Origin of the sequence: Martinezella rhizogenes, from assembly GCF_027460065.1 — a bacterium.
Classification (GTDB): Bacteria; Pseudomonadota; Alphaproteobacteria; order Rhizobiales; family Rhizobiaceae; genus Agrobacterium; species Agrobacterium rhizogenes_C.
The window spans coordinates 117196-131445 of record NZ_JAPYZZ010000009.1; the positions used below are offsets into that span (position 1 = coordinate 117196).

Consider the following 14250-nt stretch of genomic DNA (forward strand, 5'->3'; position numbering starts at 1 on the left):
TCCTTTACGCGGCAAGCGCCGATGCGCTGGCGAAAATGAAGTCCGATGCGTCGAGTACATTTGCATCGACGCCATTCAGCGTGATGGAGACGGAAGCGTCTGTTGCGGAAAGGATAACGGCATTTCCGTTATCGTTATACCACAACAAATCGTCCACCGAAGTTGCGCCCCAGGCCGAGACATCAAGCGTATCCGTGCCGTCCTGATAGCCATAGGTTCCGGTCGGGCCAGCCGCTACGACGTCGTTGCCGCCCGAGAATACGAAGGTATCCGCACCGGCAAAACCGGTCAGGGTATTGGAGGCAGCTGTATCCTCGATCACCGTGCCGGTGGCCGCAAAATAATCATAAAAGCCGGCCAGCGAGCCGAAACGGGCAAGCTGGTAGACGGCGAGATCGAGAAGATCGCGCGCACCGGCCAGCGAATAGGCGCTGTCAGGGTCGATCAGCAGTTCCTGCTGGCTGACCGCGATGCCGCTGGTGGACTGGCTGTAGCCGGTGCCCAGAACGATGCTGTCGACCGAACCCGTCAGATTGCCCTGGGAGTACTGCAGAGCGCCGCTCATGACGATGCCCTTGCCGCCGGAGCTGCCATCGCCCCACGCCTCATAGGTCGTGTTCGGATCGATGGTGGTGGTGGCGAGAGAGCTGGTCTGAGCGTCGTAGAACGCACCATAGGTCGAACCAAAACCGCTCGTCCAACCGTTGAGGTAACCGATCAGGTTGGAGGAAGACTGCGTCAGTTGAATTGTGGTAGCCATAGGTGTACTCCTTTGCTGGCCAATAGAGGTACCTTCGTCCTGTAGCGAAGGCGTTTCATCTCCGGGACGGGCTGCAACCCAGCCCGGAGAATTCTTCGGCGTCTCAGAACTTCACGTTCATCGTCGCGATAAAGGTGCGGCCCGGTGCCGTGTAGGCGCTTGCCGCCGGGATATATTTGCGGTCCGTCAGGTTGTTGACGGCGAAACGAAGCGTAGCCTTGTCGTTGAAGGCATAGGAACCGTAGAGGTCTACCGTCGTATAGGGATCGGTCACCTCGCGCAGATTGCCCTCCGTATCCAGCGTGCGCGACTGTGTCGGCGTGACGTGGTTGAGCCGCGCACCCAGCGAGAATTTTTCATCGAAGAAACGCATGCCGCCATCGAGCGTCAGCTTCATCTTGGGCGCGACATCGCCGGGCCAGGCAACGATTTCACCTGACGTGGTGGTCGTGCTGTTGGAAAAAACCTGTGTCTTTTCAGGCCATTCCGTTTTCAGAACAGTTGCCGAGCCGCCGATCCAGAAGCTGCGGGCATCGTAATTGCCCTCAAATTCAAGCCCGCGCATATAGGTCGCGCCATCAAGATTGACGAAGCTGGTATAGGTACGGTCGAAGACCTGATCCGTCACGAGATAACCGAGAGCGATGTAGTCCTTCACCTCCCGGCGAAAGGCGGCCATTTTGATGCGCAGGGTATCATCGTCCAGCAGCACGCCGTCGAAACTCATATTCGCGCCAATTTCATAGGTCGTCGCTTTTTCGGCGCGCAGAGCCTGGTTCGGAGCGTATTCATATCCGGCGCTATCCCCCGGACGCGCACCGGCAAAAAATGCCTCGAGAATTGTCGGCGGACGCAGGCTCTGGGAATAGCTCACATAGGGGCGGAACCAGTCGACGGGTTTCAGTTCGATGGTGGCGGAGGGCAACCAGGCGCTGTAGGTGCGATCGATATCGACAGTGTGCTCGGGGTATTCGGTGACCGGTATCGGGTCACTGGTTGTTCCGGTTCCCGGCATGCAACCTGCCGAGGCGTTTGGCCAGGCACGCGCGAGATAAAGCGCGTAACGTGTCGCCCAGCTCGGATTGGCCGGAAGGAAAACCTGATTGAAATAGTCCAGCGGCGTATAGTGATTACGCACGGGATCGCACGCGACAGACGTGTCAATGAGGTAGCTGCGGGTGCTGTAATAAGTGGCCGACCCTTTCAGGCGCGACCAATCGTAACGTACACCACCGCTGAGCGTGATCCAATCCGCCGGCTCCAATTCCCCGTTTAAGAACAGGCTGGCGACGTCACGTCGCCCGGCAGGGCTGAAAGACGTGTAGCTGCTGGCAAAGGAGGGATTTTGCGCAATTGTGGCACTCGTCGCAACGGATGTCGCGATGTCCCGAAAGGCTTCGGCTCCGTAGTTCAAGCTGAGCGCACCAGCCGCCGTATCAAAGCGACTGGTATTTTCCAGACTGCCGCCGAAACTGCGCAGACCCATGTCGAGATTGGTTTCGGCCGCGTATCTCGTGCGCGCCGCCCGCAGTTCATGCGTCATATTATCGTTCAGCCACAGCGACGACTTGAAGTCGATGAGCTCGCTCTCCGGATCCCAGTCCAGCTTCGCGACGACACTGTCATTGCGCACGCTTTCCCGGTCGATGACAGTGGAAGCGCCCTGAACGAAATCATTCTCCTGATGCATCCACGAAAGCGAGGCATGCACATCGCCAAAATCGCCTTCACCCTTGAAAAACGTCGACCAGCCATCGCGACCCAGCAGGTCCTTCATCGTCAGCGCGGTGCTTCTGGCCTCGCCTTTTGTTCCGATCTTGTATTCATCCATGATCGTGCGGCTATAACCGGCGACAAAGGAAAGAGGACCATCCGGCTCGCGAACGGCACCGAGAACCGAGCCCTGAAAATCATAACCATTGGTGCCGCGGGAAACATTCACTTCCCCACCCTTGTTTTCGCCTGCGGCAATCAGATCATCGGCGCTGACGGTGCGGAATTCCACTTTGCCACCCAGCGAGCCCGCGTTACCCGAGCGTGCATTGGTTATTTTCTCGATTTCGACGGAACGGATAAAAGCGACATCGACATAACCCTGCCCGGCGCTTGCGGTGTAACTCGCAGTACCGCCAAAAGTCGCACCGCGCTGCGCATTCTGCCGCGCGCCATCGATGGAGACGACCACGCGCCCGCTTTCCTGCAAGCCGCGCACATTGGGTGAGACGGTGGGGAAGCTGCCATTGCCCTCGCCGGCATAAACCCCGGAGACCCGGTTGAAGACATCGCGCGTGTTGCGCACGCCGGCCGACTGAATCGCCTCGCGGCTGACCACGCTGACGCTGGCGGGCGTGTCGTAAACCCAGTCCGGCGTTCCCTGATAACCGGAGCCGGCGAGCGAGTTGCGCCCGGTTTTGCCAGTTACGGTGATGGTTTCGAGAACCGTTGTACCCGCCGCCCCGGAAAGATCGACAGTGGATTCCCCCGTGCCGATGATCACCGTTCTGCCATTTCCGGCAATGCGGAAATTGACCCCCGTGCCGGCCAGAAGTCGCGACAGGGCCTCCCGCACCGTGAAACTGCCGGTGACGGCATTGATGCGCACATTGCCGGCCGTCGGCGTGGCAAGCGTGACCTGAAGGCCGGATTGCCGACCGAAAGCACCCACGACTGACGACAGCGACTGGGCGGGAATATTGAATGGACGCGTCGCCCCCTGCTCGCGGCCCGGCTGCCTGGAATTTGCGGCATCCGCTGCGGTCTGGGCAAAAACGGGGGATGAAAATGAAAAGGCGATTGCCGTTGTCGCCAGTAACACCGCTCTGCGGGTCTGCCCTGCCGCTTTTTTCCCTGAACCGGTCCTGCATATCTGGAGGCGCATAATGCTTCTGTCTTCCTGTCTTTCGCTCCGGAAATATCTTGACCGGAATACTCAACAAAAAGACGATTGACGCGGCGATTTTTTTCAGGCTTTCGGCATGAATTTTATAAAGGTCTGAAAATAAATACGATTTTCTTTCTACGCGTTTCAGAAACGGGTGATGATGCGGGCTGATCCGCCAATCGCATGCACCTTGCCCCTATAGGGTTCCACAAGGGCTTCCAGCGCCCGGTCCGGGTCACGCAGATCGTAAAATCCCGTCACCTTCTGCTCGGCCAGCCGCTTGTCGGCCATGGTCAACCATGCGGGATGATAACGCTGGATCTGCTCCACCACCGAGCCTATCGTTGCGTCGACCACGTAAAGTTCGCCCTTGCGCCAGCCGCCAATATCTTCGACCGGGACATTCTCTTTGCGGATCGCACCGGCGGCGTCGACGACCAGCATCTCGCCCGGCACAAGCCGCGTTGGCGGCGCGTTGCGGAAGGAGGCTTCCACGGAACCATGGGCCAGTGCGACCTGCGTCACGCCATCCGTCAAGTCGACATCAAATGCCGTCCCCAGCACCTGAACGGTGACGTTCTTCGCCTCTACGACAAAGGGGCGGGCTTTATCCGGCACGACATCGAAGAACGCTTCGCCCTTCAGCACCTTTACCGTGCGGCGGCCATCCCTGAAATCCGTGGAAAGCGCGCTCGCAGCCGCAAGCTCCACCCTGCTGCCGTCTTCGAGGGTGATGGTGCGGCTTTCGGCCGTGCTGGTCTGATAATCCGCTTCAAAGCGAAGAGAAAATGTCGGGATGAACACCACCACAAGACAGAGCGATGCCGCCGCCACGCCGACACCGGCATAATGCCTAACGGACCAGCGCCGCCGTCGCGTTGGATTTATCGCCGCCTTGCCCGGTAGATGCGCTGCATCTTCCCAGAGGTTCTTGAATTCCGGTTCGACCAGGCCGAGGTTCCGCCAGATCTTGCATGTCCGTTCCCAGGCAAGGCGGTTTGCCTGCGAGGCCGCCAGCCATCGCTCGAATTCCGCCTTCAATCGCGGTTCCGTCGCGCTCCCCTGCAGCCGCAGCAGCCAGTCGGCCGCCTCTTCCGCCTTCCCGGTCGGCAATTCAATCTTCTTATCGGGATCAACAGTCATTGAACCGGGCCAGTTCCTTTGCGGGGCAGACGGGAAGCGTCGTCATTCTCAATTGCTATAAAGACGTTTGACGACGGGATTTTTTTCACAAGGCAGGACAATAAGGCTATTTTACTTCATTTCTCTGGTAATCGCGACAATGCTGCCCTTTATGAGGCGGTGGGCACTGGCCACCGACACGCCGAGATGACGCGCGATCTCCTCCATGTTGTAACCGCCGAATCTGTGCATTTCCAATGCCACCCGTGCCTGAACCGGCAGGCTGGCCAAAATAGTCTGCATCTGCCGGACTTCATCGCAAAAGAGCGCATGTTCCTCCGGCGTGCCATTATCCTGCGGCATGCCCCAGAAAGGCGTATCGTCCGGCCGTTCCCGAAGGTCCTGCCGGCTGCGCCGGCGATTATCAAGCGCAAGGTTGCGAACGATGCGGAAGAGATAGGATTTGAGATTGGTGGGATTGCCGGAGGCTTCCGGAACGAATTTCAGGAAGGCTTCCTGAACCACGTCCTCCGCATCCGCACGCGACCCCAGAATAAGGGTGGCGTATTTGATCAGGTCGACCCTATGCGCGACGTAAGCGTTATAACGCCTGTCATCTTCCCGTATGCCCATGTCTCAACCGAGAGAAATTCGAGGGATGGACGAAACCCGCCGGGGCCTGATTGGCCGCGCAGTTTTGCCGTCCATGGCTTTAGCATTCAAAAGCTGCATCGAACAGATATTTCATGACTATTATCATCAAGAATTTACGCCCGTAGCCGCATCACGCAGCAGCTTGTGCGTGAGGCCCGCAGCTGGCAAGCACCCGGCGACGGATGCGGCCGGGTCTTGCTCTCTCAGATAGCGCCATCAACGATAACCATCGGCCTGCCCTGCGAACAGGGCTCGATGCGGGCGTCAATGCGATAGATATCACGCAGCATGGCGGGCGTAATCACCGCCTCGGTATTGCCGCTCACCACCATTTCGCCACGCGCAATCACCATTGTGTTTTCGCAATAACGAAGCGCATGGTTGAGGTCATGCAGGGCGATCAACACGATCATGCCGGTTTTCTGCGCAAGATCGGAGACGAACCCCAAAACCTCGATCTGCCGATGAAGATCGAGTGCGGAGGTCGGCTCGTCCATCAGCAGCACTTCCGGCTTGCGGGCCAGCGCCTGCGCCAGCGACACGAGCTGCCGCTGACCGCCGGACAGTTCGCCGAGGCCGCGAAAGGCGAGGTCGTGAATTTTCAGCGCCTTGAGAATAGCGTCGATCTCGAAAAGCTCATCGTCATGAACGCGCCAGCCGCCGCCCTGCTTGGCGGAAAGAAGCACGGATTCGTAAACCGTCAACACGGCATTGGCGCCGGTATCCTGCGGCATATAGCAGATGGCGCGGTTGCCGCGGGCCGTGTCGGACAATTCAACCAGACCGGGGCCGGAAATGAGGCTTGCGATGCGCTTGAAAAGCGTCGACTTGCCGGCGGCGTTGGGGCCGATCACGGCCGTAACGCTGCCGCTTTGCAGTGTATCGATACCGACCTTGGAGAGAACAGTGGTGCGGCCATAGGAGGCACCAACGTCTTTCAGTGCGAGCGCTACCATGCGCGTCTCCTGTTACCGAAAATAAGCGCGAAGAAGAAAGGTACGCCAACGAGTGCCGTGATGACGCCGATCGGCAGAATCGCACCGGGAATGAGGATCTTGCTGATGACCGAGGTTGCCGACAGACGCAGCGCGCCGCAGATGATAGAGCCGGGCAGGAAGAAGCGCTGGTCTTCACCCACCACCATGCGGGCGATATGCGGCCCGACCAGACCGACAAAGCCGATGGTGCCGACAAAGGAAACCGGAATGGCGGCGAGAAGGCTGACCGTCAGCATGGTCGTCAGCCGCAGCCGGCGCACATTGATGCCCATGCTGGCCGCCTTGTCGTCGCCAAGCCTGAGTGCCGTCAGTGCCCAAGCTTGGCGCATGAACAGCGGTACGGTGACGACGAGAATGGCGGCGGTGATATAGACCTTGTCCCAGGTCGCCTTGGTCAGGCTGCCCATGGTCCAGAACACGACGGCGGCGAGCGCCTGTTCGGAAGCCAGATATTCGAGCAGCGACAGCGCCGCATTGAAGGTGAAAACCAGCGCGATGCCGAGGAGCACGATGGTTTCCACCGTCACGCCGCGCATCGTCGAGGCAAAATGGATGAAGAGCGCGGCAATCATCGCCATGATGAAGGCGTTGATCGGCACCATATAATGCACGGCCCCCGGAAAGATCGCCACGCCGCCGACCAGCGCCAGCGCCGCGCCGAAGCTTGCAGCGGCCGAAATACCGAGCGTGAAGGGGCTGGCAAGCGGGTTCGACAGAATGGTTTGCATCTGCGCGCCCGCAACCGAAAGCGACGCCCCAACGGTAACCGCCATCAGCGCGATCGGCATGCGAATATCCCAGATCACCACCCGAAGCTGGTTTCCGACGGCCGCCGGATCGGCAATGGTCGCCAGAACTTCCGACAGCGTATAACGCGCCGGGCCGAGTGCCATGTCTGCGGCCATGCTGAAACACAGGGCGAGGAAAAGCCCGACGAGGATGAGGATCCTACGCGCGGCAAGGGCGCGATATTGATCGCGCCCGCTGACGCCATCGGCGCTTTCATTCAGCGAAGTCATTGGTTCAAACCTTTTTCGAGCGAGGCGAAATAGCCCGGCTTATAGGTGACGGGGAGGAATTTCCGGTGGAATTCCTCAAAATTCTTTTCCGGATCGAGATCGGCGAAGAGATCGGGGTGGAACCACTTGGCAAATTGCTGGATCGGGAAGAACTCGTAAGGCGCGCCGTAGAACTGGTGCCAGACGGCGTGGACATTGCCACGCTTCACGGCATTCAGTTCCGGAAATGGCGTGCGCTTCATCAGATTGGCAAGCCTCTCTCGTGAAAGCGCCATATCGGCGCCGCGTCCGACGGGAACGAACTGGTTGATATCGGATTCGGCCGCCCAGTTGGAGCCAGTGACGATGACGTGATCAGGGTCGGCAATCACCAGCTGCTCGGGATTGAGATCACCGAAGGTCGTCTTGATGATGCCGTCGGCAATATTGTGGCCACCGGCGAGATCGACCATCGCGCCGAAATTGACCGGTCCGAAGGTGCGGCAGCAATTGTCCTCGCCGGAAATGCCGGGTGCACGCTCGATGAAGACCTTCGGGCGCTTCAGGTCCTTGACGCCGGCAAGGCGGTCGGTCACGCGGGCGATTTCAGCCCGTCGATAGGCGATGAATTCCTTGGCCCTCTCTTCGGCGCCGAAGAGCTTGCCGAGGATTTCGACGGAAGCTTCGCTGTTCTTTTCGGGATCGATGCGGAAATCGAGATAGATGACCTTGATGCCGGCAGCCGCGGCCTTGTCTTCGAAACCGCTTTCCTTCGCGGATTTTTCCGCTTCCAGATTGAGGGTAATCACATCAGGCGACAGGGTGATGGCCGTTTCCAGGCTGAAATCGCCCTGCGGCACATAACCGAAACGCGGTAGTTTTTCGATCTCAGGGAAACGCTCGACATAGGCGGCGTAGCTGTCCGGATCCTTCTTGAGGAGATCGTCACGCCAGCCGACGATGGTATCGAAGGTCTGATCGCCCCTGAGCGCGGCGATGACATGCACCTGGCGGGCTTCACCAACGATGACACGCTTGGCCGGCAGGTCCAACTCGACCTTGCGCCCGGTGACGTCGGTAATCTCCCCGGCCTGCACCGCCGTGGCGAGAAGGGAGAAGGCCAGCACCGCAAGATGCCTGAGAGCGTTGAGCCGCATGAGAAATCCTCACTGAGTTCCTAAACAAAACGATGAAGCCGCAGGCCTGCGGCTTCATCCATCGATCGGACGGCGCTCCCCCTCACCGTCCCTGTCTTATTTCGCGTCCTTCAGCGACACGAAGTAGCCGGACTTGTAGTCGAGCGGCAGGAAGCGGGCATGCAATTCCTTGAAGGTCGCCTCGGGGTCAAGGTCTTCGAACAGATCCGGGTGCAGCCACTTGGCAATTTCCTGAATGGCCACGAACTGATACGGGTTGTTGTAGAACTGGTGCCAGATGGCGTGGACATTGCCGTCCTTGACCGCCTGCACGCCGGTGAAAGCCGGACGCTTGGTCAGGTTTTCAAGCTTGCGATGGGCTTCCTTCAGATCCGCGCCATAACCAACACCGACCCAGTTGCCGCCGGGAACATAACCGTTCCAGTTGCCGCCCGTGATGATGATCTGTTCCGGGTTGGAAGCGATGATCTGTTCCGGATTGACGTTGCCAAACGTGCCGGGAATGATGTCCTTGGCCATGTTGATGCCGCCGGCGAGCTCGACCATCTTGCCGAAATTCTCGTTGCCGAAGGACATGCAGCAATCGTCGGAATAACCGCCGGCACGCTCCATGAACACGACAGGCTTCTTTGGATTGGCCTTTGCAAGTGTATCCGTAACCTTGGCGATGGAGTCGGCACGGAACTTGATGAAGTCCTCGGCGATCTTTTCCTTGCCCGTCAGCTGGCCCATGAGGCGCATGCTCGGTTCGGTATTTTCCATCGGCTTTTCACGGAAGTCGACATAAACAAGCGGAATGCCGACCTTGGCGAGCTTTTCGATATAGCCCGCTTCTTCGGTTGCCGTCTTGGCATCGATGTTCATCAGGATCACGTCGGGCTTCAGCGCAACCGCCTGCTCGATGTCGAAGGTGCCGTCCTTCATGCCGCCAAAAGTCGGCAGCTTGGCGACTTCAGGATATTTCGCGAGATAGGCTGCATAGGTTTCCGGGTCGGCTTTCGCCAGGTCATCGCGCCAGCCAACAACGTGCTGGAAAGGATTTTCCTTGTCGAGCGCCGCCAGGAAATAGATCTGACGTCCTTCGCCGAGGATCACATGCGAAACAGGCACATTGACTTCGACATCGCGGCCGGTCACATCCTTGACGGTGACTTTTTCGGCGAATGCCGGCCATGCGGCGGATACGAGAAGGCCAAGGGCAAGTGCCGCGGATTTGGCTGAGATGCGCATCGGATATTGCTCTCCAGTGTTGACTGGCGCGGCTGTATTATTTTCTGACTATACTAGTCAAGTTTTATGTTTTAGAGCCATTCTTAACTGACTGGTATGTGAGCTGAAGACCAATGATCGACACTATGCAATATGGCAAAAACGACAGCCTGAGAGACGAGATAAAGGCCTATTGGTCCGGCCGCGCCGCGACTTTCGACCTTTCACCCGGGCACGAAATTTTCTCAGAAGACGAGCGCGCGGCCTGGCACGCGCTTATCCTGAAACATCTGGGCCGCGGCGAGGGCCGCAAGGCGCTCGATCTCGCCAGCGGGACCGGCGTCATCTCGCACCTGATGGACGATCTCGGCTTCCAGGTGACGGGCATGGACTGGTCTGAGACGATGCTGGGGCTTGCCCGGGAAAAGGCCAAAAGCCGTGGGCGCAACATCCGCTTTTTTGTCGGCGATGCCGAAAATACGATGGAACCGGACGAAAGCGCCGACGTCATCATCACCCGCCATCTGGTCTGGACGCTGGTGGACCCTCAGGCAAGTTTTGCCGAATGGTTCCGTGTTCTGAAGCCCGGCGGACAACTGCTGATCGTTGATGGCGATTTCGTCAATACCGGCTGGCGCGAAAAGCTTGTGAAGAAACTGGCCGCCGGCCTGGAGAACATCGGCCTCGTCAAAGCCGACCAGCCGCACAAGCCGGCGGACCCCGAAAACACCTTCAACAGCATCCTCTCACGGGTCTATTTTTCGAAAGGTGCGAGAGCCGGCGATGTCGCGACGATGTTGCGTGCGACCGGTTTCGAGCCCGTCGCAATCGATCAGGAACTTCAGGCCATTCACCGCGCCCAGGCGAAAAACTTCAGCCTGCTGAAGGGCATCTTGCGCGGGTTGCAGCACCGTTATGCGGTCTGTGCGGTGAAGCCGGATACTTCTGGCAAGGGCTGAGGAAAGCCGCAGTCCCCTTCACTATCCGCATACACGACATCATCCTCGGACCTGTCCCGAGGATCCAATCACGTATCGCAAAATCAATGCGTTGCAGATGCTCGGGACAGGCCCGAGCATGACGGAAGCAACCTCCCGGACAATCCAGAACGCCAATCAAGACTTCCGCAGAATACTCATTTTCCCGCCTGCTCGAAAAGATCATCAAGCCGGGTCTTGGCACGACCGGGCACGTCGACTTCCCTGTAGCTTTGCGGCAGGGTCGCCTCGCCCACCTTGATCAACATGACCATGCCCATGCCGTAATGCGGCGAGCATTTGATGCCGTAAAAGCCCGGCTTTTCGAACCCGGTCTCGAACTCGTCATTGATCCGGCTTTTGAACCCTTCGACACCTTCGGGAACCATGCCGTCAATGGTCGCGGCATTGTGGCTCTTGTGGGTGGGCACGAAGCGCACACGGTCACCGGGGGCGATCTCCAGGAAATCGGGCTCGAATACCATCGGGCCTTTTTCGCCCCGGTTCATCATCTTCACCTCGAAGGTCTCGGCAGAAGCATGAAAGGGAAATCCTGTGGCCACCACGGCAATTGCGGCGGCGGCACAAAACCGTCTGGCCTTTGCAGCAGCGTCTGCGAGCGTCGTGAATGTCATCATCGTGCCAGTACTTTCCTTGCTGGATCAGCCCGCCCATGGGCCGGCAGAAAACGAATATGGGAAAAACCGCCCTCATCCGTGGTGACCGCACATTCCACCCCGAAGACGTCTGCGATCGTTGCCGCCGTCAGGACCTCGCGCGGCGGCCCGACCGCGATCATCTCGCCCCGATGCATGATGGCGACGCGATCGCAAAACATGGCGGCGTGATTGAGATCATGCAGTGCCGCCACGACCGTCAGCCGCTGCCGGCGCACCAGATCGAGCAGGCCGATCTGGTGGCCGATATCGAGATGATTTGTCGGTTCGTCCAGCAGCAGGATGTGCGGCTCCTGCGCCAGGGCTCGGGCAATATGCAGGCGCTGGCGTTCACCGCCGGAAAGGTGGTGCCAGCTGCGCTCCGCCTTGTCAGCCATATCGACATTGGCGAGCGCGGCATCAACGATGGCGCTGTCATTCTGCGACCAGGCGGAAAGCGGGCCGAGATAGGGCGTGCGTCCCAGCTCCACCGCCTGCCGCGCCGTAATTCGCTCGGTGGTTTCGGCCTGCTGCTCCACAAAGGCGAGCCGGCGGGCAAGGTCGCGCCGTCCCAATGAGCCAAGCGGCTCCTCGCCAAGAATAACGTGGCCCCGGCGTGGTTTGCGGATGCCGGCCAGCATGGACAGAAGCGTGCTCTTGCCGGACCCGTTCGGGCCGATGATGCCGAGAAATTCTCCCGAACCGACATCAAGCGAAACGCCGCGGACGATATCGATATTGCCAGCGTGGAAGCACAGGTCGTGGGCGGATAATTTCATGACCGCCCCCTTTTCTGCCCCAGGATGAAAGCGAAGGCGGGCGCACCGACCAGCGCGGTGATGACGCCAATCGGCAGCACCTGGCCCGGAATGACAATGCGCGAGAGAATATCCGCGATGATCATGAACACCGCGCCGGTCAGCGCCGTCACCGGCAGCAATATGCCGTGGCGGACACCAACGAAGATGCGCGCGGCATGCGGAATGACGAGCCCGACAAAACCGATGGAACCGACCAGCGACACCATCGCGGCCGTCATGATTGCGGAAACGGAGATCAGCACCGCATAGACCCAGCGCACCGGAATACCAAGCGAGGCTGCGGCCTGACCGCCAAAGGCGAAGGCATCGAGCGCCCGGGCATACCAGAGGCAGACGGCCAGGCCCGCAAGGCTGACCGGCAGCGCCAGCCAGACATCCGGCCAGCGCACGCCGGAAAGATTGCCGAGCAGCCAGAACATGATGCCGCGTGCCTGTTCGGCATTGGCGGATTTGGTGACGATGAAAGAGGTCATGGCGTTGAACAATTGCGAACCGGCAACACCCGCCAGAATGATGGCGCTGTTACCATGCCCCGCCCGCACGGCCAGAAGGCTGACCAGCGAAAAAGCCACGAATGCGCCAATGAGCGCACCGGCCGGCATCGTCAGAAACCCCGCGCCGAAACCCAGAAGTGCGACCGCGACGGCACCGGTGGAGGCACCGGCGGAGATACCGAGAATATAGGGATCGGCAAGGGGATTGCGCAAAAGCGATTGCAGCACCGCCCCGGCAAGCGCCAGCGACGCCCCACAGCAGGCGGCAACAACGGCGCGGCTGAGACGGTAACTCCAGACGATGCCCTCATCCAGCGGCTCAAGCGGATACCCCGCGTGGAAAACGCGGTTGGCGATGGTTTTCGCCACGACATCGAAAGGAATGGCGGTCTCACCGATGGCCGCCCCGGCCATCAGCGCGACGAGCAGCAGGGCGAGTGCTGCAAATGCCAGCCCCGCCCTGCCAAGATGGGTAGAGAAACGGTTCACTTGGCGAGGCCAGCGGCCGAAATCGCCTCGGCCAGCGTTTCAATTCCTTCAATGGTACGAATGGTCGGGTTCATCGCCTGCGCATCCATGTCGAACACATGGCCTTGCTTGACGGCGGGCATGATGCTGGCCACGGGATCGGTTTCCAGGAACTTGCGCTTGACGGCGATATCGTCAGCCGGGAAGCGGCGGCGATCCATCTTGCCTGCCACAATCACGGTCGGATTGGCCTTGGCGATGGTCTCCCAGCCGACTGTCGGCCATTCCTCATCACTTTCGATGAGATTCTTTAAGCCCAGCGCGGACATGATGTAACCGGGAGCGCCGTTGCGGCCGGCGACATAGGGATCGATATCCAGTTCGGCGCTGGAGAACCAGAAGACGGCGGAAAGCTTGCCATTCGCGGAGGCTATCTTGGCGCGGGCGGCTTCCTCGCGCTTCTTCAGGTCGGCAACCACTTCTTCACCGCGACCCTGCACGTTGAAAATCTTGGCGAGGTCGCGGATTTCCTGATAAATCAGCTCCATGGTGAAGCCGGTGTTGCGCACGCCATCACCGCCGCCGGAATTGTCCTTGCCGACGCAATCGGCAGGCGAGGTATAGACGGGAATACCGAGTTCGGCGAATTGCGCCGGCGTGCCAACAACACCCTCGGGGCCGATCTGCCACTGGAACTGTGTCGTGACGAGATCCGGCTTCTTGCCGACAACGGCCTCGAAGCTCGGATCATTGTCGGCCAGCCGTTCGACCTTGGCATTGGCCTCCTCATAACCTTTCAGAACCGGGCCGATCCACAGCGCCGTGCCGACGACCTTGTCGGCAACGCCCAGCAGGTAAAGAACCTCGGTCGTGCTCTGGCCCACGGAAACGGTACGGGCGGGAGCCTGCTTGAAGGTGATCTCCTGGCCGCAGCTGTTGATCGTCAGGGGATAGGTGGTTTCGGCAGCATTGGCTCCAACAACGGGCAAAGCCGAAAGCAAAGCGGCCAGAAAGCCGGCACGGACCGGCAGGCGTCTAGAATGAAACATGTGTTC

At 59.5% G+C, this 14250-nt stretch carries 13 protein-coding genes; 1 reads left to right on the forward strand and 12 read right to left on the reverse strand.

Annotated elements, in window-relative coordinates; all coding sequences use genetic code 11:
* Window positions 1-4: 4 nt before the first annotated feature.
* The 8 genes from O8B93_RS15985 to O8B93_RS16020 all read right to left on the reverse strand — a co-directional run bounded on the left by O8B93_RS15985 (window position 5) and on the right by O8B93_RS16020 (window position 9800).
* The gene (locus O8B93_RS15985) at window positions 5-760 is read right to left on the reverse strand and encodes a hypothetical protein (RefSeq protein ID WP_269710912.1); all 756 of its coding nucleotides are present in this window, start codon (window positions 758-760) and stop codon (window positions 5-7) included.
* Between the two features lie 103 nt (window positions 761-863).
* On the reverse strand, window positions 864-3638 hold the full coding sequence (locus O8B93_RS15990; RefSeq protein WP_269710913.1) for a TonB-dependent receptor: 2775 nt from the start codon (window positions 3636-3638) through the stop codon (window positions 864-866).
* A gap of 147 nt (window positions 3639-3785) precedes the next feature.
* Window positions 3786-4784 carry a FecR family protein gene (locus O8B93_RS15995; RefSeq protein ID WP_269710914.1) on the reverse strand — a complete coding sequence of 333 codons (999 nt, stop codon included), beginning with the start codon at window positions 4782-4784 and terminating at the stop codon, window positions 3786-3788.
* 111 nt (window positions 4785-4895) lie between these two features.
* The gene (locus O8B93_RS16000; RefSeq protein WP_269710915.1) at window positions 4896-5396 is read right to left on the reverse strand and encodes an RNA polymerase sigma factor; all 501 of its coding nucleotides are present in this window, start codon (window positions 5394-5396) and stop codon (window positions 4896-4898) included.
* Window positions 5397-5620: 224 nt separating this feature from the next.
* Window positions 5621-6373 (reverse strand): ABC transporter ATP-binding protein, encoded by a 753-nt coding sequence (locus O8B93_RS16005; RefSeq protein WP_269710916.1) that lies wholly within the window; start codon window positions 6371-6373, stop codon window positions 5621-5623.
* Entirely contained in the window at window positions 6367-7434 is a 1068-nt protein-coding gene (locus O8B93_RS16010; RefSeq protein WP_269710917.1) for a FecCD family ABC transporter permease, read from the reverse strand. Before O8B93_RS16010 ends, O8B93_RS16005 begins: the two co-directional genes overlap by 7 nt.
* Window positions 7431-8570 (reverse strand): ABC transporter substrate-binding protein, encoded by a 1140-nt coding sequence (locus tag O8B93_RS16015; protein WP_269710918.1) that lies wholly within the window; start codon window positions 8568-8570, stop codon window positions 7431-7433. Before O8B93_RS16015 ends, O8B93_RS16010 begins: the two co-directional genes overlap by 4 nt.
* A 96-nt stretch (window positions 8571-8666) precedes the next feature.
* A complete protein-coding gene (locus tag O8B93_RS16020; RefSeq protein ID WP_269710919.1) occupies window positions 8667-9800 on the reverse strand; it encodes an ABC transporter substrate-binding protein in 1134 nt (377 codons plus the stop codon).
* A 113-nt stretch (window positions 9801-9913) separates the two neighbouring features.
* On the opposite strand from O8B93_RS16020, the gene O8B93_RS16025 reads away from it, so the two are divergent.
* Complete coding sequence (locus O8B93_RS16025; protein ID WP_269710920.1) at window positions 9914-10738, forward strand: class I SAM-dependent methyltransferase; 825 nt, start codon at window positions 9914-9916, stop codon at window positions 10736-10738.
* 176 nt (window positions 10739-10914) lie between these two features.
* On the opposite strand, the gene O8B93_RS16030 is transcribed toward O8B93_RS16025, so the two are convergent.
* From O8B93_RS16030 to O8B93_RS16045, 4 genes are read right to left on the reverse strand one after another with little or no spacing between them, the layout of a single operon-like run.
* The gene (locus O8B93_RS16030) at window positions 10915-11394 is read right to left on the reverse strand and encodes a pseudoazurin (protein WP_269710921.1); all 480 of its coding nucleotides are present in this window, start codon (window positions 11392-11394) and stop codon (window positions 10915-10917) included.
* Window positions 11391-12191, reverse strand: coding sequence for an ABC transporter ATP-binding protein (locus O8B93_RS16035; protein WP_269710922.1), 801 nt, complete (start codon window positions 12189-12191; stop codon window positions 11391-11393). The genes O8B93_RS16030 and O8B93_RS16035 overlap by 4 nt, the downstream gene beginning before the upstream one ends.
* Window positions 12188-13216 (reverse strand): FecCD family ABC transporter permease, encoded by a 1029-nt coding sequence (locus O8B93_RS16040; protein WP_035257361.1) that lies wholly within the window; start codon window positions 13214-13216, stop codon window positions 12188-12190. Before O8B93_RS16040 ends, O8B93_RS16035 begins: the two co-directional genes overlap by 4 nt.
* Window positions 13213-14244 carry an ABC transporter substrate-binding protein gene (locus tag O8B93_RS16045; RefSeq protein ID WP_269710923.1) on the reverse strand — a complete coding sequence of 344 codons (1032 nt, stop codon included), beginning with the start codon at window positions 14242-14244 and terminating at the stop codon, window positions 13213-13215. Before O8B93_RS16045 ends, O8B93_RS16040 begins: the two co-directional genes overlap by 4 nt.
* Window positions 14245-14250 lie beyond the last annotated feature (6 nt).

Bases quoted from the DNA above. Each gene is read 5' to 3' on its own strand.
- O8B93_RS15985 (WP_269710912.1), bottom strand. From the start codon at position 760: ATGGCTACCACAATTCAACTGACGCAGTCTTCCTCCAACCTGATCGGT.
- O8B93_RS15990 (WP_269710913.1), bottom strand. From the start codon at position 3,638: ATGCGCCTCCAGATATGCAGGACCGGTTCAGGGAAAAAAGCGGCAGGG.
- O8B93_RS15995 (WP_269710914.1), bottom strand. From the start codon at position 4,784: ATGACTGTTGATCCCGATAAGAAGATTGAATTGCCGACCGGGAAGGCG.
- O8B93_RS16000 (WP_269710915.1), bottom strand. From the start codon at position 5,396: ATGGGCATACGGGAAGATGACAGGCGTTATAACGCTTACGTCGCGCAT.
- O8B93_RS16005 (WP_269710916.1), bottom strand. From the start codon at position 6,373: ATGGTAGCGCTCGCACTGAAAGACGTTGGTGCCTCCTATGGCCGCACC.
- O8B93_RS16010 (WP_269710917.1), bottom strand. From the start codon at position 7,434: ATGACTTCGCTGAATGAAAGCGCCGATGGCGTCAGCGGGCGCGATCAA.
- O8B93_RS16015 (WP_269710918.1), bottom strand. From the start codon at position 8,570: ATGCGGCTCAACGCTCTCAGGCATCTTGCGGTGCTGGCCTTCTCCCTT.
- O8B93_RS16020 (WP_269710919.1), bottom strand. From the start codon at position 9,800: ATGCGCATCTCAGCCAAATCCGCGGCACTTGCCCTTGGCCTTCTCGTA.
- O8B93_RS16025 (WP_269710920.1), top strand. From the start codon at position 9,914: ATGATCGACACTATGCAATATGGCAAAAACGACAGCCTGAGAGACGAG.
- O8B93_RS16030 (WP_269710921.1), bottom strand. From the start codon at position 11,394: ATGATGACATTCACGACGCTCGCAGACGCTGCTGCAAAGGCCAGACGG.
- O8B93_RS16035 (WP_269710922.1), bottom strand. From the start codon at position 12,191: ATGAAATTATCCGCCCACGACCTGTGCTTCCACGCTGGCAATATCGAT.
- O8B93_RS16045 (WP_269710923.1), bottom strand. From the start codon at position 14,244: ATGTTTCATTCTAGACGCCTGCCGGTCCGTGCCGGCTTTCTGGCCGCT.